Genomic DNA, 26564 nt, shown 5'->3' with positions numbered 1-26564 from the left:
ATGTCTGATTTCATTAAAACACTCACTCGTAAAAACTCCTTGCGCAAGCAGACTCAGGAACTGGGTGTTGCTGATATCGAAAAGGTGATGTCTGATCTGGCTGATATCCTCGAAGAGCGCCGGGAAGAAGAAGCTGCCAAAGCGCAGGCTGAAGCCGCCAAGGTTGAAGCAATTGAAGCGATCCGCAAACAGATGATGGAAGCAGGCATCGCGCTTGACGAGCTGGCAACTCAGGTGGACAGCGCGCCGCGTAAGAGTGTAAAAGCCAAGTACGTAATTGAAGTCGATGGTGAAGAACATCATTGGTCCGGTCGTGGTCGTACGCCGGTCGTATTTGCTCAGTATATGGAAGAGAAGGGTCTCACCAAAGACCAGCTTCCGACGGTTGGCTGATATCGACTGTAGAGTTGGTATACATAAGGCTCTTCAGCTTTATTGCTGAAGAGCTTTTTTGTATTTTAGCTTTGGGAAAACCGTCGAAGCAGGGAAGCAGTCGACGTAATTGAATAGTTTGAGGCGACGTCAAATGCACGATGAAAAACTGCAAAAAGTATTGGCGCGCTCCGGTTTTGGCTCACGTCGTGAGATGGAGCGTTTTATTGAAGAGGGTCGGGTTAGCCTCAATGGCGAGCCGGCCAAGTTGGGTGACCGGGTAAAAGAGGGCGACCAGGTCTCGCTGGATGGGCGTCCGGCTCAGCTGGTTTTTTCGTCTGAGAGTACAAGGCGGGTGCTTATATACAATAAGCCGGTTGGTGAGGTGTGTACACGGCATGATCCCGAGGGGCGGCCGACGGTATTTGATAATCTGCCGCCGCTGAAGCAGGGACGCTGGATCGTAATCGGGCGCCTGGATATAAACACGACCGGTTTGCTGCTGTTTACCACCGATGGCGAGTTGGCGAACCGTATGATGCATCCGTCGGCGAATATTGACCGGGAATATGCGGTGCGCGTATTGGGTAATGTTGATGACGAGATGTTGGAGCGCCTTAAGCAGGGAGTGCTGCTTGAGGATGGCATGGCGCATTTTAGCGATGTGCGTTACTTCGATGGCGAAGGTGCCAACAAGTGGTATCACTGTGTGGTCATGGAGGGGCGTAACCGTGAGGTAAGGCGCCTTTGGGAGTCGCAGGGGCTTCAGGTGAATCGTCTCAAGCGTGTGCGCTTTGGACCGGTCTTTCTGCCGAGCGACGTCAAGGTCGGCACCTGGCGTGAGTTGGGTAGCAAAGAGATCGACGTGCTCAGTGATGAATTGGAGCTGCCGCGGGTTAAAGCCAGGGCTAAGACGAGGGAGGAGGTTGTCGATGAAAAGCGCCGTTACGGTCGACAGCGTGCCCGCCAAAGTGCAGAGACGCCTGCGCGAAATGCACCGGAAAAGCGTGCCTCCAAACCCAGGGGGCGCTCGGTAGGGCGGCGTAATACACGACGCAGTTGATAGTTGAGCTGCGTTCCCGGGACGAAAGGATTAAAAAACGCTGCATATTGCAGCGTTTTTTATTTTGTGGCCGGGTTTCAGGCGTGGCCGTCGCCCTGGGCGTCGAGAGACTGGCCGTTCACCTGCGCGCTGTCCGGGCCCATCAGATAGAGGTAGAGCGGCATGATCTGCTCCGGGGTCGGGTTTTTCTCCGGCATCTCGGCCGGATAGGCGAAGGCGCGCATGGCGGTTCGGGTGGCGCCGGGGTTGATGCAGTTTATGCGCACCTGCGAGATATTCTCCAGTTCATCGGCCAGTACCTGGGTCATCCCTTCAGTGGCAAATTTCGATACAGCGTAAGCGCCCCAGTGGGCTCGCCCTTTGCGCCCGACACCGGATGAGGTGAAGATGATTGAGGCGTCCTGTGATCGATGAAGGAGCGGCAGCAGGGTCTGGGTCAGCAGGAAGGGGGCGTTGACGTTCACCTGCATCACCTGTTGCCAGATGATGGGGTCATAATTCTCGATAGAGGTCAAAACACCCAGCAGGCCGGCATTGTGCAGTATGCCGTCGAGCCGGCCGAAGGTCTCCTCCAGCTGGTTTGCCAGTTCGATATAGTCATGCTCAACGGCGGTTTCCAGATTCAGCGGAGCGATGGCGGGTTGCGGATATCCGGCAGCCTCCAGTTCATCGTAAACCCGTTCCAGCTTTTCCAGCGTACGGCCAAGCAGTATTACGGTGGCACCGTGAGCGGCATAGGCGTGGGCGGCGGCGCGTCCGATACCGTCGCCGGCGCCGGTGACCAGAATAATGCGATCGTTGAGCAGGCCTTCGGGAGCGTTATAGCTGAACATGGTGATCTGAATTCCTTCTTCAGTAGGCAGCGGTATCGATATCGCCGTAAAGGCATTTTAGCAGTGTGTCGAGCTCGCGCGTATCCCGTACCAGGTGATCGCTGTGCCACAGTTCGGGGTCGTCCCGATCGTGGATATAGCCGTATTGGCAGGCGATGGTGATCATGCCGGCGCGACGTCCGGCCTCGATGTCGCGCTGATGGTCACCTATATAGAGTGTTTCATCTGGTGCACAGCCTATCTCTTGGCCAGCCAGCAGCAGTGATTCTGGATCCGGCTTGCGCTTGCTCACCTGTTCCGGGCAGATCAGGCTGCTGCAGCGGGTGGATAGGCCGAGCTGGTTGATTATGACGCGGCTGAAACGTTCGGGTTTGTTGGTGACGATGCCCCACTTGATCTGTTGACCGTCGAGCCAGTCGAGTAGCCTGTCGATGCCCTCGAATAACCGGCTTTCGACCATCATGTGTTGGGCGTAGAGGTCAAGGAACTCCTCGAGCAGAGGTTCGATCTCAGCAGTATCGAGCGGCAGGGAAAAAGCGTTGCCGACCATCGCTCGCGCTCCATCTGACACACACTGGCGGAAGCTGTCGCGCTCAACCGGGCCAAGTCCGCGAGCGATGCGCATCTTGTCCGCCACCCAGTAGAAATCGAGTGCGGTATCGAGCAGCGTACCGTCGAGATCGAACAGTACGCCACGGTATCTCGCCATCAGTCTGTGTTCCGGGTCGTGGCGACCATATAGTTGACGCTGACATCCTCAGGGTCGAGGCGGTAGATCTTGGTCAGTGGATTGTAGACCAGGCCGGTCATCTCACGGATCTGCAGCCCGCTTGAGCGCAGCCATTGACCAAGCTCGGACGGGCGGATGAACTTGTTGAAGTCGTGAGTGCCGTTGGGGACGAGCTTCAACACCCGCTCGGCGCCGACAATGGCGAACATGTAGCTCTTCGGATTGCGATTGAGCGTTGAAAAGAATAGCTGTCCGCCGGGTCGTGCCAGTCGCGCACAGGCGGCAATGATTGAGGCCGGGTCGGGAACATGCTCAAGCATCTCCATGCAGGTGATGATGTCGAACGACTCTGGCTCCTCTTCCGCCAGCTGTTCCACAGTGACCTGGCGGTAGCGAACGCTTACTCCACTTTCAAGGCCGTGCAGTTTGGCGACCTTCAGCGGGGCTTCGCCCATGTCGATGCCCGTGACCTCGGCGCCTCGTTGGGCCATCGATTCCGACAGTATGCCTCCGCCGCAGCCCACATCCAGCACCCTTTTACCGGCCAGTGGTGCAATGCGATCGATAAAGCCGACGCGCAGGGGGTTGATGTCGTGCAGGGGCTTGAACTCACTTTCCCTGTCCCACCAGCGGCTGGCCAGCTCCTCGAATTTTGCGATTTCCGCCGGGTCTATGTTCTGTGTCTGGTTCTGGCTCATCGGTGTCCCAGTGCCTAGGTAAGTTTATGGGCGCATTCTAGCATTCCGTGTGGATGGCATTAAGTGTCGATAACGCCGCGAACCGAGAGTTGATTTAATACCGGTTTCCTTGGCGTACCTGCATCCTTCTCTGTGATATAATCCGGCGGTTTTAAAATTGCGCTTCAGGCGCTGCAAGCCTTAGGAACCAAGGAAAGCTGAGCGAATGGGTGATCTAGCCAAAGAAGTTCTGCCAGTCAATATCGAAGATGAGCTGAAACAGTCCTACCTCGATTACGCCATGAGTGTAATTGTCGGTCGAGCTCTGCCCGATGTGCGTGACGGCCTCAAGCCGGTACACCGTCGCGTGCTCTTCGCGATGAATGAGCTGAACAACGACTGGAACAAGCCATATAAGAAATCGGCCCGTGTGGTCGGTGATGTAATCGGTAAATACCACCCGCATGGTGATAGTGCGGTGTATGACACCATTGTCCGTATGGCGCAGGATTTCTCCATGCGCTACATGCTGGTCGATGGTCAGGGTAACTTCGGTTCGGTGGATGGTGACTCGGCTGCGGCGATGCGTTACACCGAGATCCGCATGGCCAAGATTTCGCATGAGCTGCTGGCCGATCTTGACAAGGAAACGGTTGACTACGTCGACAACTACGACGGCACCGAGCGAATTCCCGCCGTTCTGCCGACCCGGGTGCCGAACCTGCTGGTCAACGGCTCCGCCGGTATCGCCGTGGGTATGGCGACCAATATTCCGCCGCACAACCTGGGCGAGGTGGTGCGTGGCTGTATCGCGCTGATCGAGAATCCGGAGCTGAGCGTCGATGAACTGATGGAGTTCATCCCCGGTCCCGACTTCCCTACCGGCGGCATTATCAACGGCCGTGCCGGTATCCTGCAGGCGTACCGCACCGGGCGCGGTCGCATCTACGTGCGTGCCAAACACCATATCGAAGAGCACCCGAAGAACGGTCGCCCGATGCTGGTGATCACCGAGATCCCCTATCAGCTGAACAAGGCGCGTCTGATCGAGAAGATCGCCGAGCTGGTCAAAGAGAAGAAGATCGAGGGTATCAGCGAGCTGCGCGACGAGTCCGACAAGGACGGTATGCGCATCGTGATCGAACTGCGTCGCGGCGAAGTACCCGAGGTGGTGATCAACAACCTTTTTGCCCAGACCGCGTTGCAGAGCGTGTTCGGTATCAACATGGTGGCGCTGGTCGACGGCCAGCCGAAGATCCTTGATCTCAAGAGCACGCTGGAGTGCTTTATCCGCCACCGTCGCGAAGTGGTGACCCGGCGTACCGTATACGAGCTGCGCAAGGCGCGCGAACGTGGACATGTGCTGGAAGGTCTGGCGGTGGCGCTGGCCAATATCGATCCGGTGATTGAGCTGATCAAAACCTCGCCGACACCGGCCGATGCGAAAGAGCGCCTGATCGACACCCCCTGGGCACCCGGCTCGGTGCTGGATATGCTCGAGCGTGCCGGCGAAGATGCCTGCCGTCCGGATGATCTGGAGCCCCAGTACGGCCTGCGTGACGGACATTACCACCTGTCGCCGGTACAGGCCCAGGCGATCCTTGATCTGCGTCTGCATCGCCTGACCGGTCTCGAGCATGAAAAACTGCTGGGCGAGTATCGCGAGCTGATCGAGAAGATCGCCGAGCTGCTGGAGATTCTGGGCTCCTACGAGCGCCTGATGGAGGTAATCCGCGAAGAACTCGACGCGATCATCGCCGAGTATGCCGATGAGCGCCGTACCGAGATTCAGGCCTCGATGCAGGATCTGACCGTGGCCGACCTGATCACCGAGGAGGATATGGTGGTGACCATCTCCCACGGTGGTTATGCCAAGACTCAGCCGATCAGTGCCTATCAGGCGCAGCGTCGCGGTGGCAAGGGCAAGTCAGCGACGGCGATGAAGGATGAGGATTTCATCGAGCACCTGCTGATCGCCAATACCCATGACACCATCCTCTGCTTCACCAACCATGGCAAGGTGTACTGGCGCAAGGTCTACGAGATTCCGCCGGCCAGCCGCACCTCGCGTGGCCGTCCGGTGGTCAATATACTGCCGCTGGCCGAGGATGAACGGATCAGCGCGATCCTGCCGGTGAAGGAGTTCGATGCCGAGCGCTTCATCTTCCTGGCCACGGCCAACGGCACGGTGAAGAAAACCCCGCTGGAGGCGTTTTCCCGTCCGCGCAGCACCGGCCTTATCGCACTGGAGATCGTTGATGGCGACCGCCTGATCGGCGCCTCGATCACCAGCGGCAACGACGACGTGATGCTGGTTACCAGCGCCGGCAAGGCTATCCGATTCAACGAGAATGACGTGCGTGCCATGGGCCGTACTGCGCGCGGTGTACGCGGCGTGAAGCTTGACAAGGGTGCGGCAGTGATTGCGCTGATCATCCCGCGCGAGGGTGGTCGCGTGCTGACCGCTTCGGTCAAGGGTTATGGCAAGCAGTCGGCCATCGAGGACTTCCCGCTGCGCGGCCGTGGAGGCCAGGGCGTGATCGCGATGCAGTGCACCGATCGTAACGGCGAACTGGCCGGTGCGGTGCAGGTGCTGGAGGGCGACGACGTCATGCTGATCAGCGATCGCGGTACGCTGGTGCGCACCCGTGCCGATGAGATCTCGATGCTGGGACGCAATACCCAGGGTGTGACGCTGATCCGTCTGTCCGAGGATGAGAAGCTCTCCGGTCTGGCTCGAATTGAGGAGCCGGACGAAGAGGAGGGCGAACTGGTTGACGCCGATTCCGAGCAGGATGAGGTCGATAGCACAGCGCCTGCTGACGAAGCGGATGACGATATCGTTGGTGATGAACCGCAAGAGTGATGCCGGTTCAGCTACGTGCGAAAGGTTAAGGTATGAGTCTCCGGGGCTTGAGCCCCGGCGCCGCGTTTCTTTTCTGGAGTTAATACAACACGATGACACGCAAACATAACTTCAGTGCCGGCCCCGCCGCGCTGCCGCAGTCTGTTCTCGCCCGGGCTCAGGAAGAGATGCTCGATTGGCATGGCAAGGGGCTCTCCATCATGGAGATGAGCCACCGCAGTCAGGAGTTCGTTTCGGTGGCGGAAACGGCGGAACAGGATCTGCGTGACCTGCTCGACATACCTGCCAACTACAAGGTGCTGTTCCTGCAGGGTGGCGCGACCAGCCAGTTCGGCATGGTGCCGATGAACCTGCTCCGCGGGGCGGCGGCAGCCGATTATATCGATACCGGTATCTGGTCGGGTAAGGCGATCGAGGAGGCCTCACGCTACACCCAGGTTGGGCTGGTGGCCAGCAGCAAGGACGAGCACTACACCCGGGTACCCGCCCAGGCGGAGCTGAAACTGAACCCCGCCGCTGCCTATGTACACTACACCAGCAACGAAACCATCGGCGGTCTGGAGTTCGATTACGTGCCGGAAACCGGTGAGGTGCCGCTGGTGGTCGATATGTCCTCCGACATCCTGGCGCGCCCCATTGATGTCAGCCGCTACGGTTTGATCTATGCCGGTGCGCAGAAAAATATCGGCCCGGCGGGTTTGACCGTGGTCATCGTGCGAGACGATCTGATCGGTAATACCCTGGCCGGTACGCCGACCATGTTTGACTACCAGGTGCACGCGGCGGCCGATTCGATGAACAATACGCCGCCGACCTTCGCCTGGTACATGACCGGTCTGGTGTTCAAGTGGCTGAAGGAGCAGGGCGGCGTCGAGGGGATTGCCAGGATCAACGCACGCAAGGCTGAGCGCCTGTATGGCGCCATCGACGGTTCCGACTTCTACGCCAACCCGATCGCGCCGGCCAACCGTTCGATCATGAACGTGCCGTTCACACTGGCAGACAGCGCATTGGATAAACTGTTCCTGGAGCGCGCGGAAGCGGCTGGATTGCTCAATCTCAAGGGACATCGTTCGGTAGGCGGTATGCGCGCCAGTATTTACAACGCCGTGTCCGAGGAATCTGTCGAAGCACTGGTCGCCTTTATGCAGGAGTTCGAGCGCACGGCCGGCTAAGCGCTGGAAGTAGTGGAGAGAGCGATGAGCGATCAACAGCAAAAGCAGGAGCAGGCGCTCAAGGTCGTACGCGACCGTATCGACCAGGTCGACCGCGAGATCCATCGCCTGCTGAATGAGCGTGCCCGCTGCGCCCAGGAAGTGGCGGAGATCAAGTCCCGCTATGACAATCAGGACGCCGTGTTCTATCGGCCCGAGCGCGAGGCCCAGGTACTGAGGCGGGTCATGGCGCGCAACGAGGGGCCGCTGCCGGATCAGGAGGTAGCGCGCCTGTTTCGCGAGATTATGTCGGTCTGCCTGGCACTGGAGCAGCCGCTGGGAGTGGTATTCCTCGGACCGGAAGCGACCTTCACCCAGCAGGCGGCGCTGAAGCATTTTGGCCACTCGGTCCGATGCGCTTCGGTCGACAGTCTCGAAGCGGTATTCCGCGATGTGGAGTCGGGGCATGCCAACTACGGCGTGGTGCCGATCGAGAACGCTGCCGATGGCATGATCAGCCACACCTTGGACCTGTTCAGCCGGTTCAACGTCAGCATCTGTGGCGAGGTGGAGCTGCGCACGCACCAGCATGTGCTGATGCGGGGGGGAGCATCGCTCGACGGGGTGAAGGTGATCTATGCCCACCCCTTCGCGCTGAATCAATGTCATACCTGGCTGGACGCCCATTGTCCGGATGTGGAGCGGATCGCGGTCAGCTCCAATGCCGAGGCTGCGCGAAAAGTGCAGGAAGCCAAAGGGGAAGCGGCGGCGATCGGCGGCGATATCGCGGTCGACCTGTTCCAGCTGCAGGTCGTGCAGTCCAATATCGAGGATCAGCCCGACAATACCACCCGCTATCTCGTCATCGGTCGCCAGGTCGTGGGCCCGAGCGGACAGGATAAAACCTCGATCCTGTTGATGGTACATGATCGTCCGGGCGTGCTGTATGAGCTGCTGGACCCTTTCCGGAAACGTAATATCAGCCTGACACGCGTTGAAAGCCGTGCCGCCCCCCAGTCGCAGTGGGACATGCTGTTCTACCTGGATTTTGAGGGGCATAGCGAGGAGGAGGCAGTGCAACAGGTGTTGGCAGAACTTGAGTCTGGCTCCGTTGAGCTTAAGCTTCTCGGGTCTTACCCGAAAGCGGTGCTCTGAGCCCGGGCCTACGGAGCGACGCCATGTCGATCGACTTTTACTCACTGGCGGTGCCGAGCATCGCCACTCTCAGCCCCTACCGTCCGGGCAAGCCCGCCGGAGAGTTGGAGCGGGAGCTGGGGCTGACCGATATCGTTAGCCTGGCCAGCAACGAAAACCCTCTTGGTCCCAGTCCGCTGGCGCTGGCTGCTGCCACCGCGTCTCTGTCCAGGCTCGAACGCTATCCCGACGGTGCCGGTTTCGAGCTCAAGGCAGCGCTGCACAAGGCTTATGGCATCAGCAGTGACCGGTTGACGCTGGGTAACGGCTCCAACGAGCTGCTGAATCTGGCGGCGCGTGCCTTTGTACGCCCTGGCGATGAGGTGATCTACTCCCAGTACGCGTTTGTGGCCTATTCCATCGCGGCAAAGGCCTGCCAGGCGCAGGCGGTCGAGGTGCCGGCGCGAGATTATGGGCATGACCTGCATGCGATGGCCACGGCAGTCAGCGAGCGTACGCGCCTGATCTACTTGGCCAATCCGAACAACCCGACCGGAACATCGTTCAGCGAAGCCGAACTGCGGGCGTTTCTCGATTCGGTGCCCGAGCGCGTTATCGTGGTGCTCGACGAGGCGTATACGGAGTATGTGGATCCGCAAGCGGGATTGCCCAACGGTCTTGAGCTGGTCGACGATTATCCTAATCTGATCGTGACCCGTACCTTCTCCAAGGCGTTCGGCCTGGCCGGGCTGAGGGTTGGCTTTGCGGTGGCCAATGGCCAGATTTCGGATCTGATGAACCGCATCCGGGAGCCTTTTAACGTCAACGCTGCCGCGTTGGCTGCGGCCAGTGCGGCACTCGAGGATCATGACTACTTGCAGCGAACGTTGGAAAACAACCGTCGCGGCCGGCGGCAACTGTCGGAGGGGCTTGAACGTCTGGGTTTGGAGTTTCTCGCGTCTCAAGGCAACTTCGTCACACTCGAGCTGAAACGCGAGGCGCAGCCTGTGTTCGAAGCATTGTTGCGACAAGGGGTGATCGTGCGTCCACTGCAACCCTATGCCATGCCCAGGCATCTACGGGTCACGGTCGGGACTGAGCGGGAGAACAGTCGCTTTCTGGAGGCGCTGGCGAGGGTGTTGTCGTGCTGAGGTTTTCTACCCGCCGGGTGCTGGTCATCGGGCTGGGGCTGATCGGTGGTTCTTTTGCGCGGGCGCTCCGGGCTCGAAGTCTGGTTGATGAAGTGCTCGGCTACGATCGCAATCGCGGTGAGTGCGAGCTGGGCTTGTCGCTGGGGGTGATCGACCGCATCGCCGATGATCTCGAGGCGGCGGTAAGCGGTGCCGATCTGATCGTGCTGGCCGTGCCGGTCAAAGTCATGGAGCAAGTGCTGTCAGAGATCAAACCCTGGCTGCGGCCGCAAACGCTGATTACCGATGTCGGCAGTACCAAGGGGAATCTGGTTGACGCCGCACGCAGGTTATTTGATCCGATGCCGCCGGGTTTCGTCCCCGGTCATCCAATCGCCGGTACCGAGAAGAGCGGTGTCGGGGCCTCCGACGAAGAGCTGTTCGTACGTCGCAAGCTGATACTGACACCGCTGCCGGAGTCCGACCCCGGTGCGACCCTGGCGATCGCCCGGTTGTGGCAGGGGGTCGGGTCGGAAGTGCTGCAGATGGAGGTCAAGCGTCACGATGAGGTGCTGGCGGCGACCAGTCACCTGCCGCATCTGCTGGCTTTCTCGCTGGTCGATACCCTGGCGCATGAGGCGGAGAACACCGATATTTTCCGCTACGCGGCTGGCGGCTTTCGCGACTTTACCCGCATCGCGGCCAGCGATCCGAGCATGTGGCATGATATCTGTTTTGCCAACCGGGATCAGTTGCTGACGCAGATCGACCGTTTTACCGAAGGCGTGGCGAAACTGCGCGAAGCCATAGCACGTGGCGATAGCCAGTCCCTGCTGGGAATCTTTACCCGTGCCAAATCTGCACGCGAACACTTTTCCCGCATTTTGGCACGTTCCGCCTATTCACCGGATTTACACAATCACCCTGTAACCTTTCGCGTCCGTCCCGGTAGCGGTATCAAGGGGCAAGCGGATCTGCCCGGCGATCGATCGATCTCTCATCGGGCGGTCATGCTGGCGGCACTGGCCGAAGGCGTGACCGATATCGAAGGCTTCCTCGAGGGCGAGGATAGCCTGGCAACGCTGCAAGCTTTCCGTGATCTGGGTGTCGTGATCGAGGGGCCGCACCAAGGGTTGGTTAGGGTGTACGGGGTCGGTCTACACGGCTTGCAACCCCCCGTTGGCCCCATCTATCTGGGCTCGTCGGGTACGTCGATGCGCCTGTTGTGCGGTGTGTTGGCTGCACAACCCTTTGCAACGGAGCTTTATGGTGATGAAGCCCTCAGTCAGGTATCGATGTCCGCGCTGGTCGAGCCTCTGCGTCAGATGGGCGCACAGATCGAAACCGCTGCAGGGGGCTGTCCGCCATTGAAAATCACGCCGGTTGAGTCGCTGGCGGGGGCCGGTAAGGTACTGAGGGTTGCGAGCGCTCAGGTGAAGTCGGCGCTACTTCTAGCCGGACTCTATACTCAATCACAAACCGTCATCGAACAGGTGAAACCCACGCGTGACCATACCGAGCGAATGCTCAGCCGTTTCGGGTGTGAGTTGCGGGAGCAGGCCGGTCAGTTACAGATGGTACCGGGTGCCCGGCTCACTGCGACCCGGTTGCGGGTGCCCGGCGACCTGTCTGCGGCTGCGTTTTTTATCGTGGCCGCGTCGTTGACCCCCGGTGCTGAGTTGCTGCTGGAGCATGTGGGCATCAATCCGACCCGTATTGGACTGCTGAGCATACTGCAGCAGATGGGCGCCGAGATCGAACTGCTCAATGTCCGCGATGATTGCGCGGAGCCGGTGGCCGATATCCGTGTACGCGCTGCCGTATTGAAAGGCATAGAGATACCGGCCGAATGGCAGTCGCTGGCTCTGGACGAGTGTCCGGCGCTGCTGGTCGCGGCCGCCTGCGCGGAAGGAGTAACCACCCTTGATGCCCATGTCGAAGGTGCGTTTGCCACTAACAGGCGATTGAATCTGATGAGTGACGCGCTGCAGCAGTTGGGTATTGATCTGCGGTTGGAGGCGAGTCGTCTGATCGTCAAAGGCGGTCAATTGCATGGTGGACGGGTGAGCAGCGGAGGTGATCCTCGTGTTGCAATGGCGCTGGCCGTAGCAGGTCACCTTGCGAGTGAAGAGCTCGATATTGAACAGTGCGCCTCGGTCGCACTGTTTTGCCCTGAGTTTGTCGATCAGGCCAGGCGTATAGGAATTGCACTGTATAAGGAGGAGGGCTGATGTCCCGCCGTGAACAACAGATCCCCGTTGTGGCTGTGGATGGTCCCAGCGGATCGGGTAAGGGCACTATTTGCAGGCTGTTGGCGCAAAAGCTGGGCTGGCATCTGCTTGATAGTGGGGCGCTTTACCGACTCACCGCACTGGCGGCCCGTCACCATGGTGTCGGGCTGGATGATACCGAGGCGCTGGTGGTACTAGCGGGGCATCTGGATGTGCAGTTCGTCGCAGCTGCCGGGGATGATGAGGTGCAGATCATTCTGGAGGGCGAGGAGGTAACGCTTGCAATCCGTACAGAGGAGATGGGTAACGACGCCTCGGTGGTGGCTGCGCAAGGGCCGGTACGCGAGGCTCTGCTGAGCCGGCAGCGTGATTTTGCCCAGTTGCCGGGACTGGTTGCCGACGGACGGGATATGGGCACGGTTGTGTTCCCGGAGGCGACGCTGAAAATCTATCTGGATGCCAGCGCTGAAGAGCGCGCAAGACGTCGTTATAACCAGTTGATTAGCAAGGGACTGGGTGCTAGCCTTGAAGTGATATTGGACGATATCAGAGCCCGTGATGATCGCGATATGAATCGCGCGGTCGCGCCTCTGAAACCGGCGCCAGATGCAATAACTCTTGATACCACCAAGATGACGATAGACGAGGTTCTGCTGGCGGTGCTGGACGAAGCAAGACACAGAGGGCTGCGCTGACGCGGCTCCATTTTGAGGACCGAGTGTAATGAGCGAGAGTTTTGCCGATCTTTTTGAGGAGAGCCTGAAGGATCTGGACATGGCGCCGGGTTCGATCGTCACCGGCACGGTGGTTGCGATCGACAACGATTTCGTCATCGTCAATGCTGGTCTGAAGTCCGAGGGCGTAATTCCGCTGGATCAGTTCCGCGATGAGCGTGGCGAAGTCACGCTCAAGGTCGGAGACGAGGTCAAAGTTGCGCTCGAAACACTCGAGGATGGATTTGGGTCGACCCAGCTCTCGCGTGAGAAAGCCAAGCGCGCTGAGGCTTGGGCAGTGCTTGAAAAGGCTTACGCCGCGGAAGAGACGGTTACCGGTCATATCACCGGCAAGGTACGCGGCGGCCTCACCGTCGACGTCAACGGCATCAACGCCTTCCTGCCCGGATCGCTGGTCGATATCCGTCCACTTCGCGACACCTCCCATCTTGAAGGGCAGGAGCTTGAGTTCAAGCTGGTCAAACTCGATGCCCGCAGCAACAACATCGTCGTATCCCGCCGCGCCGTGCTTGAAGCCGCCTACAGCGAAGAACGTGAAAAGCTGCTCGAGAAGATGGAAGAGGGCGTTGTCCTCAAGGGTATCGTCAAGAACCTGACCGACTACGGTGCGTTTATCGATCTGGGCGGAATCGACGGCCTGTTGCACATCACCGATATCGCCTGGAAGCGGGTCAAGCACCCGAGTGAAGTGCTGAAGATCGGTGATGAGATCGACGTCAAGGTGCTCAAGTATGATCGCGAGCGCAGCCGCGTATCGCTCGGTCTCAAGCAGTTGCAGGACGATCCCTGGACCCAGCTCACCAAGGAATATAAGGTCGGGGACAAGGTTAACGCGCGCGTCACCAACCTGACCGATTACGGCTGCTTTGCTGAGATCGCCGAGGGTATCGAGGGGCTGGTGCACGTATCCGAGATGGATTGGACCAACAAGAATATCCATCCCTCCAAGGTGGTGCAGATTGGTGAGGAGGTCGAGGTGATGATCCTCGACATTGACCAGCAGCGCCGCCGAATCTCCCTGGGTATGAAACAGTGTCAGCAGAACCCGTGGCAGGCGTTCTCTTCCCGCTACAAGAAAGGCGATACCATCAGCGGTGCTATCCGGTCGATCACCGATTTCGGCGTGTTCGTTGGTCTCGAGGGTGGCATCGACGGTCTGGTTCACCTGTCCGATCTGTCCTGGGATGAAGCCGGCGAAGAGGCCGTGAAGCGATACACCAAGGGGCAGGAGGTCGATACTCAGGTGTTGTCGATCGATCCAGAACGCGAACGTATCGCGCTGGGTATCAAACAGCTCAACTCTGACCCGTTCATCGCCTTTGCCGATGCTCATCCCAAGGGGAGTGTGGTGACCGGGCAGGTTACTGAAGTAACACCTCGCCAGGCCACCTTGAACCTGGTTGAAGGGGTAGACGGTATTCTGAAAGTATCGGAATTGTCACGTGATCGTATCGAAGATCTGACCAGCGAACTCAGTGTCGGTAGCGAGGTCGAAGCGGCAATCCTTAGCGTCGACAGGCGCAACCGCGTGATTAATCTGTCGGTCAAGCAGGTCGAGATGCGGGAGCATAAGGAGGCGCTGAAGTCGGTTCAGGAGCAGGTCGACGATACCGGGCCGACTACCATCGGCGATCTGATCAAGGCTCAAATGGACAAACGTGATTCCTGATCAGGCTCTAAGGTCAGCCGGCCTCGGGGCCGGCCGACCAAGGCCTGCAACCCGGTAAGGAGCTGAAATGACAAAATCTGAACTGATTGAGCACCTTATAGACGCCCATCCTCAGTTGTCAGTCAAGGATGTCGAACTTGCGGTCAAAACCATGCTGGACCACATGACCGAAGCCCTGTCTGACGGTGATCGAATTGAAATACGCGGTTTTGGCAGTTTCTCACTGCACTACCGCGCTCCACGCATCGGCCGTAATCCCAAAACCGGAGAATCAGTACCGCTGCCGGCGAAGTACGTACCGCACTTCAAGCCGGGCAAGGAGTTGCGTGATCAGGTGAATCAGAGCCTCGAAGGAGAGGCCTGATTGGCTGGTTGATGAATAGAGGTGAACAACGTTGAACTGGCTTAAAACCCTGCTGGCGACTCTGGTTGGTCTGGTGATCATCGCGGTGGGTATCCTATTTACCGTGCACAACACGACCCCCGTCGCGATCGATCTGGTTTTCGTGCAGTTGCCGGAGGCTACGCTGTCGCTCTGGTTGATCCTCGCCTTCGTGGCCGGGGGTATCTGTGGCGTGTTATTGAGTACCCTGACCATCCTGGCTCTGAAAGCACGTCTGCGCCGCGCTAATCGCAAGGTAGACAGCAGTCGACAGGAGATCGAACGACTGCGAACCACGGCGCTGAAAGAACCAGCCTGAGATGGGGCTGGATCCATTACTTCTGCTGCTACTGGTAGCGGCCATAGCAATAGGCTGGGCGCTTGGGCGCTGGCAATATGCTCAGCCCAGCGAGCGCTATCCTAACCACCTTTCCGGCTCAGACCTGAGTCGCGATTACTTCCAGGGCCTCGATCATCTGATGAGCGACCGCCCGGATGAGGCGATCGAGAGCTTTATCCGGGCCCTGGAGATCAACTCGGATACCATCCCGGCCCATCTCGCGCTGGCTCGCCTGCTGCGGCGCAAGGGGGAAGTGGATCGTGCCATCCGTGTACACCAGACATTGCTGGCGCGCCCTGGGCTCTCCCACCAGGATTTTATTCGTATTCAGATGGCGTTGGCGCGCGATTACGAAGCCATCGGTTTGCTGGATCGTGCGGAAAACCTGCTGCATGAGATTATTCGCGACAATCCGGGTCCGCAACTGCGGGCCCAGGCGCTCAAGCTGCTGATCAAGCTCTATGAAAAGGAGGGTGAGTGGCGAGATGCGCTGGAAGCTGGCCGTCAGTTGGACGCCAATGAACGCGCAACGATTGCACCGGCGTTGGCGCAGTATTGCTGTGAGTTGGCGGAGCTAAGCTTGACCAGGCGCCATTGGCGGGAGGCTGAGGCCTCCCTCCGTGAAGCCCTGAGCCTTAATCCCAGAGTGGTCAGGGCGACGCTGTTGATGGCACGTATGGCGATGGAGCGGCAAGCCTGGAATGACGCCATTAAAGCGTTACGCCGAGTCAGGGAGCAAGAGCCGCTGCTGGTCTCGGAAACCATAGCCTTGCTGCAGCACTGCTACCATGAAACAGGGCGTTTGCGGGAGTTTGAGAGTTATCTCGAAAGCTGTATGGTACACGCGCCATCGACGACCGTTCTGCTGGCCCGGGCAGAGCTGATTCGTGAACGGGACGGTGTGGTCGCGGCGGGATTGTTTATTACCGATGAACTTAAAAATCGCCCCTCCGTGCGCGGATTCAATCGCTTGATCGACCTGCATTTGGAGTATGGGGCGAACAGCGCTCGGGAAAGTCTCAGTGTGTTAAGGGGGCTGACCGGTCAGCTGGAACAGAGCAAACCTATCTACCAGTGTGTACGCTGCGGCTTCTCCGGGCGCACCCTGCATTGGCACTGCCCATCCTGTCGAGAGTGGGATAGCACCAGGCCCATCCAGGGGCTGGAAGGGGAGTGAGGTACCTGCCACCCCACTGCTTCACTCGCCCCGGCGGCGTTGAAATTGTGCTCGAAAGCTCATCTAATTTCTGTAAACTCCGCTTGTTCGCGCATCCTGAGCTGGTCAGGATGCGCGAACTAGAATATTGCAACTGTCTCAAGCTGAACGAGAGTGCCTAATGAGTATTGATAAGCCGGTTATCGTGGCGTTGGATTATCCCGATCAGAACAGTGCACTGGAGATGGCGCGTCGACTGGATCCGCAGCTGTGCCGGGTCAAGGTGGGTAAAGAGCTGTTTACCAGAGCGGGTCCTGCCATCGTTGAAGCGCTGCAGGGACTGGGATTCGAGCTGTTTCTGGACCTTAAATTCCACGATATCCCCAATACCACGGCCAAGGCTGTTCGCGCTGCCGCCGAGCTGGGTGTGTGGATGGTCAACGTCCACGCCAGCGGTGGTCGACGGATGATGGAAACCGCCCGCGAAGAGTTGGCACAGGTGACGGGAGCCTCCACCCAGCTTATCGCGGTGACCGTGTTGACCAGCATGGAGCGGGCAGATCTTGCCGAGATCGGCCTGGATATCGATCCGTTGGAGCAGGTGCTGCGTCTGGCACGCTTGACGCAAGATTGCGGGCTGGATGGTGTCGTCTGCTCGGCACAGGAGGCGAAGGCGTTACGCGCGGAGATCGGCGAATCCTTCAGCCTGGTTACGCCCGGTATCAGACCGGCGAGCGCCGTGGCGGGAGATCAACGCAGGATCCTGACCCCCGCCGATGCGATCGCGGCTGGTGCGAGCTACCTGGTGGTGGGGCGTCCAATTACTCAGGCGCAGGATCCTGCCGCTGCTGCAGCCGGCATACTGGCTGAAGTGCGGGCGGCGCAAAACGCCGGTTAACGGTTGGCAAGCTCTCCGACCCGCGATATAGTCGATCTGCTGATCACGGAATGGTCAGCAGACTGATTGAAGTCGAATCAAATTTAAAGAAAAGGAGTTCGTCATGCGTACTTTCTTCAAGACGCTCGCGCTGAGTCTTGCCTGTATTTCCCCATTGAGCTTCGCCTCTCCCGTTAACATCAATACTGCCAGTGCCGATCAGATCGCCGCAGCCCTCAATGGCGTCGGTCCAGCGAAGGCTCAGGCGATCGTTGCCTATCGGGAGCAGAAGGGGCCGTTCACCAGTGTAGAACAGCTAACCGAGGTAAAGGGGATCGGCTCGTCCACGTTGGAAAAAAACCGTGACCAGATCCAGCTGGAAACGGCTGCCGCAAGCGAGTAGTGACGGGTTGCGCGGGCCGGCGGTCGAATGACCCCGGCCCTTTTTGTTACAGGATAAAGGCCAGGGTCAGCGGGATGATGGCCAGGCTCGCCATATTGCTGATCAGCACGATGGAAGCGACCTGGTGAGGCTCCTGGTTGTAACGCTCGGATACCATATAGTTCAGCACCGCCGGCGGCAGGGCGCCGAAAAGTATCAGGTAGGCGGTCTGCTGTTGATCGAGCCCCAGAAACCAGGTGGCGGGTACGGCGATCAATAATCCGCTCAACGGTGCGATGAAGGATCCCCACAGACCCGGTTTCCAGTTGCTGAAATCGATGCTGGTCATACGTACGCCCAGTGAGAACAGCATCAACGGAATCGCAATCTTGCCGAGCATGTCGATCGGGGTTTGTACGATCATCGGCAACGGCAATTCAAACAGGCTCCAGACCAATCCAGCTCCTGTTGCCAGGATCATCGGGTTGCGTACCAGCGTCATCGGGTGTGTGCGGTGGTTTATGATGTAGACGCCAACGGTGAAGTGCAGCAGGTTTTCCACCAGAAACATCACCACCGCAGCAGGCAGGGCATATTCGCCGAAGGCGAGTACGATCAGTGGGATGCCCAGGTTACCGCTGTTGTTGAACATCATCGGCGGAACGAAGGTCTTCGGTGCAACGCCGATCAGACGGCAGAGTGGCCATACCAGCAGCCCGGACCCGAGCACGACCAGAAGCGCACCTATGGCCAGATCGATGTGGGCGACCAGGTCGAACGATTTTGCCGACATGACGGAAAAGATCAGCGCTGGACAGAACAGATCCATATTGATGCGGTTGGCCACCGACATATCGGTATGCGCGCGACGGGCGTAGATATAGCCGAGTCCGACGATCGCGACCAGTGGGATGACCGTTTGGAAGATCCGCTCTGCGAGCTGGAGAGATGTAGCATCCATTGGAAGTCCTTAGCGCAGGGGCTGATCGCCCCTGCGGCCGGAACGCCCTCGGCGTTGGCCGGCAGGACGTTGTGTGAATTACAGGTATTGCTTGCCGGTTGGCACGACAAAGACCGGAATCTTAGCCTGTCGCACCACGTGATGGGTAGTGGGGCTGTGATGGCCGAAGGTGTTTTCCTGGCCCATGACGATCAGATCGACTCCCAGTTTCTCCGCCTGACGCAGGATGGTTTCGGAGTGCTGGCCTTCGGCGACCACCGGTTCGATCTCAAAGTCGAAGTCGCGGCCCAGTGCCTTCAGCTCCTCGTCCCTGAATGTTTCCAGCCGCTCCTTCATCTGTTCTAGCACGCGGCTGATCCCTTCATCGTGCATCTTCTTGATTACATCGTCCGGCAGGTAGCTGTGGATCAGTGCGCGTCCCATTTCGCCCACCGGTTCCACCACGTGCAGCATGATGATCCTGGCGCCAAGGTTATGCGCCAGTTGCACCGCGTGCCGGAAAACGGGACGGGTGTGGGCGCCCAGTGAGCTGGTGTAAAGAATGGTTTTGATCTCTGGCAGTGCCATGGTGCTCTCCTTCTGTGCCGATCAGCTATGCGGCTGATCTATGCCGGCTGTAACTGGTTTCGGGTGGCTGGCGCATCGCTCCAGCAGGTATACGATAGATCTGTACTCTATGCCACTGTGCAGACTCAATCCGATTTCGCAGGTGCGGCTGCTGGAGAATCCCCCGCTGCAGTGACCAATGCTGTCTTTGAGTGTTCTCAGGGCGCTGGCATTGAGTTCCGGTGTGCTGAACCCCTTGTCGCCGGCAAAGCCGCAGCAGCCGATGTCGTCCGGTACCACCACTTCCGTGGCGCAACTCGACGCGATACGCTTGAGCGCGTCGGACTGGCCCAGTCGGGTTGCACTGCAGGTCAGGTGCAGCGCGATCGGTTCACTGATCGGAATCAGGTTCAGCTTCTCCACCACGAACCGGTCAAGGAACTCGATGCTGTCATAGAGCTCGATGACCGGGTCAATCTTCTCTTTCAGTCTCAGAGTACAGGGACTGGTATCAGAATAGACCGGAATCTGTCCCTGTTCAGTGATGCGCAGCAACTCTTTGTTCAGCTCCAGCGATTTCATGTCTGCGGTGTCGAACAGCCCTTTCGACTGGAACGGCATGCCGCAGCAGAGTGCTTCGATATTTTCCGGGTAGATCACCTGGTAGCCCGCCTTGTTCAGCAGTGAGTGGGTGACTTCGATCAGGGGGCTTGAGTCGCTGCCACGTTGCGGCCCCATCACCCGACTAGCGCAGCTGGGCAGATAGACCACCTTGGGGCGTGTGCTGTCTGCGCTCGGTTCGCCGTGCGGCAGGTCCAGGGGCTTGAGTGCCGGTGCCCCGGTAGGCATGGCGGGTGTCCACTGCTGTACCCTGTTGCCCGACAGCTTGCGTGCCCCTGAGGTCAGTTTGGTCATGGCATTGCTGCCGAGCAGACCGTGCATGCCGTCAGCAAGATTGAGCGCGATACGGCTGACGCTGCCGACTCCGGCGTAGTGGCGGGCTATCCAGTTAGCGGTGCCCTGATGGCGCGAGTTGCGATCATGTCGAATGGAGCGAGTCAGGTCACCGGTGTTGATGCCGACCGGACAGGTGGTCGAGCAGAGGCCGCAGGCGGCGCAGGTTTCGTCACCCTGATAGCGGTAATCCTTGCGCAATCGATGCAGTCGCTCCGGATCCTCACAGCTGCGCTCCAGGCGGGCGATTTCGCGCCAGATCACGATGCGCTGGCGTGGTGTCAGCGTCAGCGCCCGGGAGGGGCAGGTGGGCTCGCAGAAGCCGCACTCGATACAGGTGTCGACCAGCGGGTCGGCGGCGGGCATCGGCTTCAGGTTGCTCAGATGTATGTTCTCGTCTCGGTTCAGGATCACGCCGGGGTTCAGAATCTGCTGCGGGTCGAGCAGTAGCTTCAACTCCCACATCAGCGCATAGGCTTCCTCTCCCCACTCCAGTTCGACGTAGGGAGCCATGTTGCGACCGGTACCGTGCTCGGCCTTCAGCGAGCCATCGTAGCGACCGACGATCAGGTTGGACACGTCGTCCATCAGTTTGGAGTAGCGCTCGATCTCCTCGGGCGTATCGAACGACTGGGTAAACACGAAGTGCAGGTTGCCTTCCAGCGCATGGCCGAAGATCAGCGCCTCATGATAGCCCCAGCGCTCGAAGATTCGATGTAGATCATCGACCGCTGCGGCCAATTGCGGCACCGGTACCGCGATATCCTCGATGATCACCGTGGTGCCGGTATTGCGCACCGCACCCACCGCCGGGAACAGCCCCTTGCGGATCGCCCAGTAGCGGGCGCAAATCGCGGGGTCCGACGTGAATTCGATCGGGCGCGTGGTCGGCAGCACTGCAATGGTGGCGGTGACACGCTCGACCTGGTGGGCCAGCGTATCGGCATCGGCGGCGCGGGTTTCGATCAGCAATGCCGCGGAATCCTTCGGCAGCTCTCGGATAAAGTCGGGCATCCCCGGTTTTTGCTCGATCGCCCGCAAGCCGGCACGATCGATCAGCTCGACCGCGGCCACCGGCTCCGGCTTGAGCAGCGCCACCGCTTCGCAGGCGGTGTGCAGCCGGTCGAAGAACACCAGCGCCGAGGCCTTGTGCGGGTGCTCGGGCACGGTGCGGTAAGTGATCTCGGAGATAAAGCCGAGGGTGCCTTCTGAGCCGATCATCAGATGCTGCAAAATATCGATCGGGTCCTCGTAGTCGATCAGCGCATTGAGTGCATAGCCGGTGGTGTTCTTTAGTCGGTATTTGTGCGCAATGCGGTCGGCCAGGGGCTGGTTGGCACGGGTGAGTCGCGCCAGGGCATCCAGTGCGTCGAGCAGGCCGCCATGACTCTTACGAAACGCCTCGATGCTCGCGTCGTCACCGGTGTCGAGCAAGCTGCCGTCGGCCAGGATCATGCGCATCGAATCCAGGGTTTGGTAGCTGTTGTGTGCGGTACCGCAGCACATGCCGCTGGCATTATTGGCAGCGATGCCGCCGATCTTGGCCGTGTTGATCGACGCCGGGTCCGGGCCGATCTTGCGCTGAAATGGCGCCAGGTAGCGGTTGGCCTGGGCGCCGATGACGCCGGGCTGCAGACGGATGCGCTCGGCATTGTCCAGGATATGGTGACCTGCCCAGCCATCGCCCAACGTGATCAGGACCGAATCGGTGATCGCCTGTCCGGACAGGCTGGTACCGGCGGCGCGGAAGGTGATCGGGACCTTCTGCTGATCGGCCAGTTGGACAATGCCGACCACCTCCTCCTCGCTCTCCGCGCGAACCACCAGTTGCGGGATAAGTCGGTAGAAGCTGGCATCGGTGCCATAGGCCAGGGTGCGTAACGGATCGTGGATCAGTCGCGATTCGGGAATGAAGGTCCGGAGCTGATCATAAAAGGCCTGGTATGCCGGTATCATGTGCGTAACTAACCTCATTGACTTTGGCCGCTCCAAATTGCGGGCGGAAACTGCAACCGGCGAGGTGAATGCCTCGCCGGGTAAAACCTGGGTCTATCCTGTTACGGCGGGCGATCACCCGTAGGCGTTGGCCGGTAGCCAGAGCACCAGTTGCGGGAGGAAGATCAGCACCAGCAGCGCCAGCAACTGCAACAGGATGAACGGAATGACCCCCTTGTAGATATCGGTCAGCTTGACGTCCGGCGGACATACCCCCTTCAGGTAGAATAGCGCAAAGCCTACCGGCGGCGTCAGGAACGAGGTCTGCAACGCCATCGCCACCAACATCACGAACCAGACCAGCTCCGGATTGTCGACCACGCCATAGCCGTCGATATCCAATCCCAGCGCCGAGATCACCGGTGCCAGCAGTGGCAGGATGATCAGCGTGATCTCGATCCAGTCAAGGAAGAAACCGAGCAGGAAGATCACGCCGAGGATAAAGAAAATGATGCCGTAGGGGCCGAACGGCAGTCCGGTCAGGAACGATTCGATCAACTCGTCGCCGCCCAGTTCGCGCAGCACCAGCGCAAAACAGGTGGCGCCGATGAAGATCGCGAAGATGTAGGCGGTGGTGTTCATCGTGCCGGACATCACCTCCTTTAGTACCCGGAAGCTGAACTTCCTGTTGTACATCGCGAGCAGCGTGGCGCCGAAGGCGCCGACGCCGGAGGCTTCGGTCGGTGTGGCGATGCCGGCGAAGATCGAGCCCAGCACGACGAAGATCAGCAGCAGGGTCGGCAGTACTGCCTTCATCACGTTGAGGAACGCGGCCGGCGTAACCGGCTTGGCGTCCTCGGGTGCGGGGGCCGCTCCCGGCTTCAGCCAGCCGGTGATCAGGATGTAGATGATATACATCGCGCCCAGCATCAGACCCGGCATCACCGCGCCCATGAACAGATCGCCGACCGACAGCCCCAACTGGTCGGCCATGATCACCAGCATGATCGAGGGCGGGATCAGGATGCCGAGGGTACCGGCGGATGCGATGGTGCCCAGCGCCAGCGGCATCGAGTAGCCCTGCTTGGTCATCGTGGACAACGACATCACCGCCAGCAGCACCACGGATGCGCCGATGATGCCGGTGGACGCAGCGAGGATGATACCGATGGCGGTGACGGTGACCGCCAGCCCGCCGCGTACCCGGCCGAACAGCTCCTGCATCGACTGCATCAGACGCTCGGCGACGCCGGACTTGTCCAGCATGATGCCCATGAAGATGAACATCGGCAGCGCGACCAGGATCCAGTTGTCCATGATCTTCCACAGCCGGTTCACCACCAGACCGAGGGTGGTGTAGTCCAGTCCGGTGATGGTGTCCAGATGAAGGTCGGCCAGGTAACCGATGCCGGCGAACAGCACGCCGGTGCCGCCCAGCACCCAGGCCACGGGAATGCCGGTGAACAGCAGCGCGATGAACGTCAGGAACATCGCGATAACCAGAATCTCGTTGATATCCATCGCTTACTCCCCCCGTGCCAGTAGCGTCAGCTCGCGAATCAGGCGCGAGATCATCGCCAGCCCCAGCAGTGCCAGGGTGAGCGGTATGGAACTCTTGATCAGCCAGCGCCAGGGCAGGCCGGATGGGGCGGAGGAGTGTTCATTGATGCGCCAGGAGTCAGCGACGAAATCAAGGCTGTGCAGGAAGGTGATGACAAGGAACGGCATCACCAGCAGCAGGATGCCTAACACCTCGATCACACGTTTGGTTGTGGTTGAGAAGCGGGTGTAGAACAGGTCGACACGGACATGCGAGTTGGTGACCTGTGCATAACTCAAGCCGAACATGACGCCGACCGCGTAAAGATGCCACTGCAGCTCCTCCAGCGCGATCAGGCCGTGGGCGAACCCCTTGCGCAGCACCACCTGCAGAATAATTACCAATACCAGCAGAACATAGACCCAGGCCACGCCGAGTCCGATCCGATTTATTAGCCGGTCGATGCCGTCGGCCAGCGGTACTGGCGGCAGCTTTTCTTGTTCAGTCACCGGAAGACCCTACCCTGTTAATTCAATCGATCGTTGAGGTCGCCCGAAAAGGGCGAGGAGAGGCGGTCCGCGTCGGCGGACCGCCGTAGAGGCATAGCGTATGTAGATCAGTCCTTCTGCACGCGCGGCAGGAAGGCGTTGGCTTCCCACAGGTCGTAACCCTGGCGGAAGGTGCTCATGTCATCCCACACCTTCTTGAAGAACGGATCGGCTGCGGTTTTTTCCTCTACCACTTCGTCCCATTTGGTCTTGAAGGTATCCAGCATGGTCTGGTTCCAGTAACGAATCTCGACGCCGTTCTGCTTGGCCTGTTCCATCACCGGGAACTGCATCGCCTCGCCCTCGGCGATGGCGTTGGTCATCGAAGCCTTGCAGGTGTTCTCGACGATCGCCTGTTTGCTCTCGCTCATCTCTTTCCAGGTGTCCTTGTTGACCAGCAGTTCGAACACGGTGGCCTGCTGATGCCAGCCCGGGAAGTAGTTGTACTTGACGATCTTGTGCAGCCCCAGACGTTGATCGATCGCCGGCTGGGAGAATTCGGTGGCGTCGATGGCGCCCTTCTCCAGCGCGCCGAAGATCTCGCCACCCGGCATTTGCACCGTGCCTACGCCCAGCTTCTCCATGACGGAGGCGCCCAGGCCGAAGAAGCGCATGTTCAGGCCCTGCAGATCTTCCGGCTTTTCGATCGGCTTGGAGAACCAGCCGGAGGTTTCCGGAGAGATGATGGCGCAGGGGATAACTTTAACGTTGTACCCGCCGTTGTCGTACATCTCCTGATACAGGTTCAGGCCGTTGCCGTAGTACATCCAGGCCATGTATTCGCCCGCTTCCGGGCCGAAGGGTACGGCGGAGAACAGAGCAGCGGCCGGCAGCTTGCCCTGCCAGTAGCCGGCGGTGGAGTAACCGGAGTTGACCTTGCCGGAGGAAACGGCATCCAGGATCTCCTGCGGACTGACCAGCTTGCCCGGCTCGTAGATCTTCATCTTGATGTCGCCGTCCGACATCACCTGCAGCTGTTCGGAAACCCACTTGATCGGAGAACCCAGCGCGGGCAGGTGAGTGCCGAACGCCACCGGCGTCTTCAGCAGAAGTTTGTCGCCAGCGGTGGCGGGAGCGGACAGAGAGAGCGCGGCCCCGGTGAGGACGGCGGTGGAGAGCACGGTTTTGGCAAATTTCTTCATGACACACCCTTGGGTTCGTTGTTGTTATCTAGCGTTCGGGATGATCGGCATAGCGTCACGGGGTGGAGACGCCATGGATACCGACTTGATTAATTGGTAATACCAATTGACCTTATGTCGTGTGGCTACTGTATTTTTTTTGCACAAAGGCTGTCAATAGATTTTTGGTGCCGATTTATGCTCTTGTTTTGGGCGCTTCTGGTGGTGATTATGTAATGAGTGTTCCGCAATATTGGTCATACCAATTATTTCAGTATTATTCTTATGGGATTTGATAGGCTGGTTCTGGGAGTGGGAACGCGCTAGGATTAATGGTCTTACCAAAGTCTTCTGGTTGAGGATTTATATGGCATATCAAAGGGTTAAACCGCCGAAGCTGTCGGATGTGATCATGGGGCAGTTGGAGGCAATGATCCTTGAGGGCACGCTGAAACCGGGGCAGAAGCTGCCGCCGGAGCGGGAGTTGGCTAAGGAGTTCGAGGTATCTCGGCCTTCGCTGCGTGAAGCGATGCAGAAGCTGGCTGCCAAAGGGTTGTTGGTCAGCCGTCAGGGAGGGGGAACCTATGTCTCGGAGGATCTGGGCGGCTCCTTTTCGGACCCGCTGCTGGAGCTGTTTAGAACCCATCCCGAGGCGCAATACGACCTACTGGAGTTTCGCCATGCCCTGGAGGGGGTGACCGCCTACTATGCCGCATTACGCAGTACTTCGGCCGACCGTGAGGCGATTCGGAAATGCTACCGGACCCTGGAGGGATACCATGCCACCAAGGAGTTCGAAAAGGAGGTGGCGGCGGATGTGGACTTTCATCTGTCGATTGCGGCTGCAACCCATAACATGGTGCTGTTGCATATGATGCGAGCGCTGTTTCGTCTGCTGCAGCAGCACATCGGCGACAACCTGCAGAATATCTATCCCAAGGTGGATTACCGGAAGAAGATACATGAGCAGCACCAGGTGTTGATGGATGCGATCTGCGATGGCGATCCGGAGCGTGCGCGCAAGGCAGCACACGATCATCTGGTCTATGTTGAAGAGGCTCTACTAGAACAGGGGCGGGAAAACACCCGACTGGAGAGGTCGTTGCGCCGTTCGGACCTATCACGTTAACGGTTTGTATAAAAATTACAGGATCCTTGTATTGTTTGATAACAATATGGACTGCAGGGGCGCTTTGTAGACTGTTTGAAACATAATGTGTAGTATCTTT

At 59.0% G+C, this 26564-nt stretch carries 24 protein-coding genes; 15 read left to right on the top strand and 9 right to left on the bottom strand.

From position 1 onward, the window contains the following. Entirely contained in the window at positions 1-393 is a 393-nt protein-coding gene (locus IEX40_RS06425; RefSeq protein ID WP_188746419.1) for an H-NS histone family protein, read from the top strand. Between the two features lie 133 nt (positions 394-526). Continuing rightward, entirely contained in the window at positions 527-1435 is a 909-nt protein-coding gene (gene rluB / locus IEX40_RS06420; RefSeq protein ID WP_188746416.1) for a 23S rRNA pseudouridine(2605) synthase RluB, read from the top strand. 77 nt (positions 1436-1512) lie between these two features. Here rluB and IEX40_RS06415 read toward each other — a convergent pair whose 3' ends face one another. The 3 genes from IEX40_RS06415 to ubiG are packed head-to-tail and all read right to left on the bottom strand — an operon-like array spanning position 1513 to position 3696. Further along, complete coding sequence (locus IEX40_RS06415) at positions 1513-2268, bottom strand: YciK family oxidoreductase (RefSeq protein WP_188746414.1); 756 nt, start codon at positions 2266-2268, stop codon at positions 1513-1515. A 19-nt stretch (positions 2269-2287) separates the two neighbouring features. After that, complete coding sequence (locus IEX40_RS06410) at positions 2288-2977, bottom strand: HAD family hydrolase (RefSeq protein ID WP_188746412.1); 690 nt, start codon at positions 2975-2977, stop codon at positions 2288-2290. Further along, entirely contained in the window at positions 2977-3696 is a 720-nt protein-coding gene (gene ubiG / locus IEX40_RS06405; RefSeq protein WP_188746410.1) for a bifunctional 2-polyprenyl-6-hydroxyphenol methylase/3-demethylubiquinol 3-O-methyltransferase UbiG, read from the bottom strand. The genes IEX40_RS06410 and ubiG overlap by 1 nt, the downstream gene beginning before the upstream one ends. A gap of 205 nt (positions 3697-3901) precedes the next feature. Here ubiG and gyrA point away from each other — a divergent pair, with 205 nt between their 5' ends. The 12 genes from gyrA to IEX40_RS06345 all read left to right on the top strand — a co-directional run bounded on the left by gyrA (position 3902) and on the right by IEX40_RS06345 (position 17751). After that, positions 3902-6541 (top strand): DNA gyrase subunit A, encoded by a 2640-nt coding sequence (gyrA, locus tag IEX40_RS06400; RefSeq protein WP_188746409.1) that lies wholly within the window; start codon positions 3902-3904, stop codon positions 6539-6541. Between the two features lie 92 nt (positions 6542-6633). Beyond that, positions 6634-7716 (top strand): 3-phosphoserine/phosphohydroxythreonine transaminase, encoded by a 1083-nt coding sequence (gene serC, locus IEX40_RS06395; RefSeq protein WP_188746407.1) that lies wholly within the window; start codon positions 6634-6636, stop codon positions 7714-7716. 24 nt (positions 7717-7740) lie between these two features. After that, the gene (gene pheA, locus IEX40_RS06390; protein WP_188746405.1) at positions 7741-8850 is read left to right on the top strand and encodes a prephenate dehydratase; all 1110 of its coding nucleotides are present in this window, start codon (positions 7741-7743) and stop codon (positions 8848-8850) included. A gap of 23 nt (positions 8851-8873) precedes the next feature. Continuing rightward, the gene (gene hisC / locus IEX40_RS06385; protein WP_188746403.1) at positions 8874-9980 is read left to right on the top strand and encodes a histidinol-phosphate transaminase; all 1107 of its coding nucleotides are present in this window, start codon (positions 8874-8876) and stop codon (positions 9978-9980) included. Then, positions 9974-12190, top strand: coding sequence for a bifunctional prephenate dehydrogenase/3-phosphoshikimate 1-carboxyvinyltransferase (locus IEX40_RS06380; RefSeq protein ID WP_308421593.1), 2217 nt, complete (start codon positions 9974-9976; stop codon positions 12188-12190). Before hisC ends, IEX40_RS06380 begins: the two co-directional genes overlap by 7 nt. Further along, a complete protein-coding gene (cmk, locus tag IEX40_RS06375) occupies positions 12190-12885 on the top strand; it encodes a (d)CMP kinase (protein ID WP_188746401.1) in 696 nt (231 codons plus the stop codon). Before IEX40_RS06380 ends, cmk begins: the two co-directional genes overlap by 1 nt. Positions 12886-12913: 28 nt before the next feature. After that, on the top strand, positions 12914-14593 hold the full coding sequence (gene rpsA / locus IEX40_RS06370; RefSeq protein WP_188746399.1) for a 30S ribosomal protein S1: 1680 nt from the start codon (positions 12914-12916) through the stop codon (positions 14591-14593). A 67-nt stretch (positions 14594-14660) separates the two neighbouring features. Further along, positions 14661-14957: an integration host factor subunit beta gene (locus tag IEX40_RS06365; protein ID WP_188746397.1), complete on the top strand. Its 297-nt coding sequence runs from the start codon at positions 14661-14663 to the stop codon at positions 14955-14957. Positions 14958-14988: 31 nt separating this feature from the next. Then, entirely contained in the window at positions 14989-15294 is a 306-nt protein-coding gene (locus tag IEX40_RS06360) for a lipopolysaccharide assembly protein LapA domain-containing protein (RefSeq protein WP_188746395.1), read from the top strand. A gap of 1 nt (position 15295) precedes the next feature. Next, the gene (gene lapB, locus IEX40_RS06355) at positions 15296-16492 is read left to right on the top strand and encodes a lipopolysaccharide assembly protein LapB (RefSeq protein ID WP_188746393.1); all 1197 of its coding nucleotides are present in this window, start codon (positions 15296-15298) and stop codon (positions 16490-16492) included. A gap of 160 nt (positions 16493-16652) precedes the next feature. Continuing rightward, positions 16653-17369, top strand: coding sequence for an orotidine-5'-phosphate decarboxylase (pyrF, locus tag IEX40_RS06350; RefSeq protein ID WP_188746391.1), 717 nt, complete (start codon positions 16653-16655; stop codon positions 17367-17369). Positions 17370-17472: 103 nt separating this feature from the next. Continuing rightward, complete coding sequence (locus tag IEX40_RS06345) at positions 17473-17751, top strand: ComEA family DNA-binding protein (protein ID WP_188746389.1); 279 nt, start codon at positions 17473-17475, stop codon at positions 17749-17751. 46 nt (positions 17752-17797) lie between these two features. Here IEX40_RS06345 and IEX40_RS06340 read toward each other — a convergent pair whose 3' ends face one another. The 6 genes from IEX40_RS06340 to IEX40_RS06315 all read right to left on the bottom strand — a co-directional run bounded on the left by IEX40_RS06340 (position 17798) and on the right by IEX40_RS06315 (position 25356). Next, positions 17798-18691: an AEC family transporter gene (locus IEX40_RS06340; protein ID WP_188746387.1), complete on the bottom strand. Its 894-nt coding sequence runs from the start codon at positions 18689-18691 to the stop codon at positions 17798-17800. 78 nt (positions 18692-18769) lie between these two features. Then, positions 18770-19258 carry a universal stress protein gene (locus tag IEX40_RS06335; protein WP_188746385.1) on the bottom strand — a complete coding sequence of 163 codons (489 nt, stop codon included), beginning with the start codon at positions 19256-19258 and terminating at the stop codon, positions 18770-18772. A gap of 21 nt (positions 19259-19279) precedes the next feature. Next, on the bottom strand, positions 19280-22147 hold the full coding sequence (locus tag IEX40_RS06330) for an FAD-binding and (Fe-S)-binding domain-containing protein (protein ID WP_188746383.1): 2868 nt from the start codon (positions 22145-22147) through the stop codon (positions 19280-19282). Between the two features lie 114 nt (positions 22148-22261). Continuing rightward, the gene (locus IEX40_RS06325; protein WP_188746381.1) at positions 22262-23647 is read right to left on the bottom strand and encodes a TRAP transporter large permease; all 1386 of its coding nucleotides are present in this window, start codon (positions 23645-23647) and stop codon (positions 22262-22264) included. Between the two features lie 3 nt (positions 23648-23650). Next, complete coding sequence (locus IEX40_RS06320) at positions 23651-24175, bottom strand: TRAP transporter small permease subunit (RefSeq protein WP_188746379.1); 525 nt, start codon at positions 24173-24175, stop codon at positions 23651-23653. A gap of 107 nt (positions 24176-24282) precedes the next feature. After that, on the bottom strand, positions 24283-25356 hold the full coding sequence (locus IEX40_RS06315; RefSeq protein WP_188746377.1) for a TRAP transporter substrate-binding protein: 1074 nt from the start codon (positions 25354-25356) through the stop codon (positions 24283-24285). Positions 25357-25702: 346 nt separating this feature from the next. Here IEX40_RS06315 and pdhR point away from each other — a divergent pair, with 346 nt between their 5' ends. Continuing rightward, positions 25703-26464, top strand: coding sequence for a pyruvate dehydrogenase complex transcriptional repressor PdhR (pdhR, locus tag IEX40_RS06310; RefSeq protein WP_188746375.1), 762 nt, complete (start codon positions 25703-25705; stop codon positions 26462-26464). Positions 26465-26564: the final 100 nt, after the last annotated feature.

Source organism: Marinobacterium zhoushanense, from assembly GCF_014641945.1.
Lineage (GTDB): Bacteria > Pseudomonadota > Gammaproteobacteria > Pseudomonadales > Balneatricaceae > Marinobacterium_D > Marinobacterium_D zhoushanense.
The sequence above is the reverse complement of the archived record's forward strand: the minus strand, read 5'-3'. Positions and strand labels throughout refer to the sequence as shown.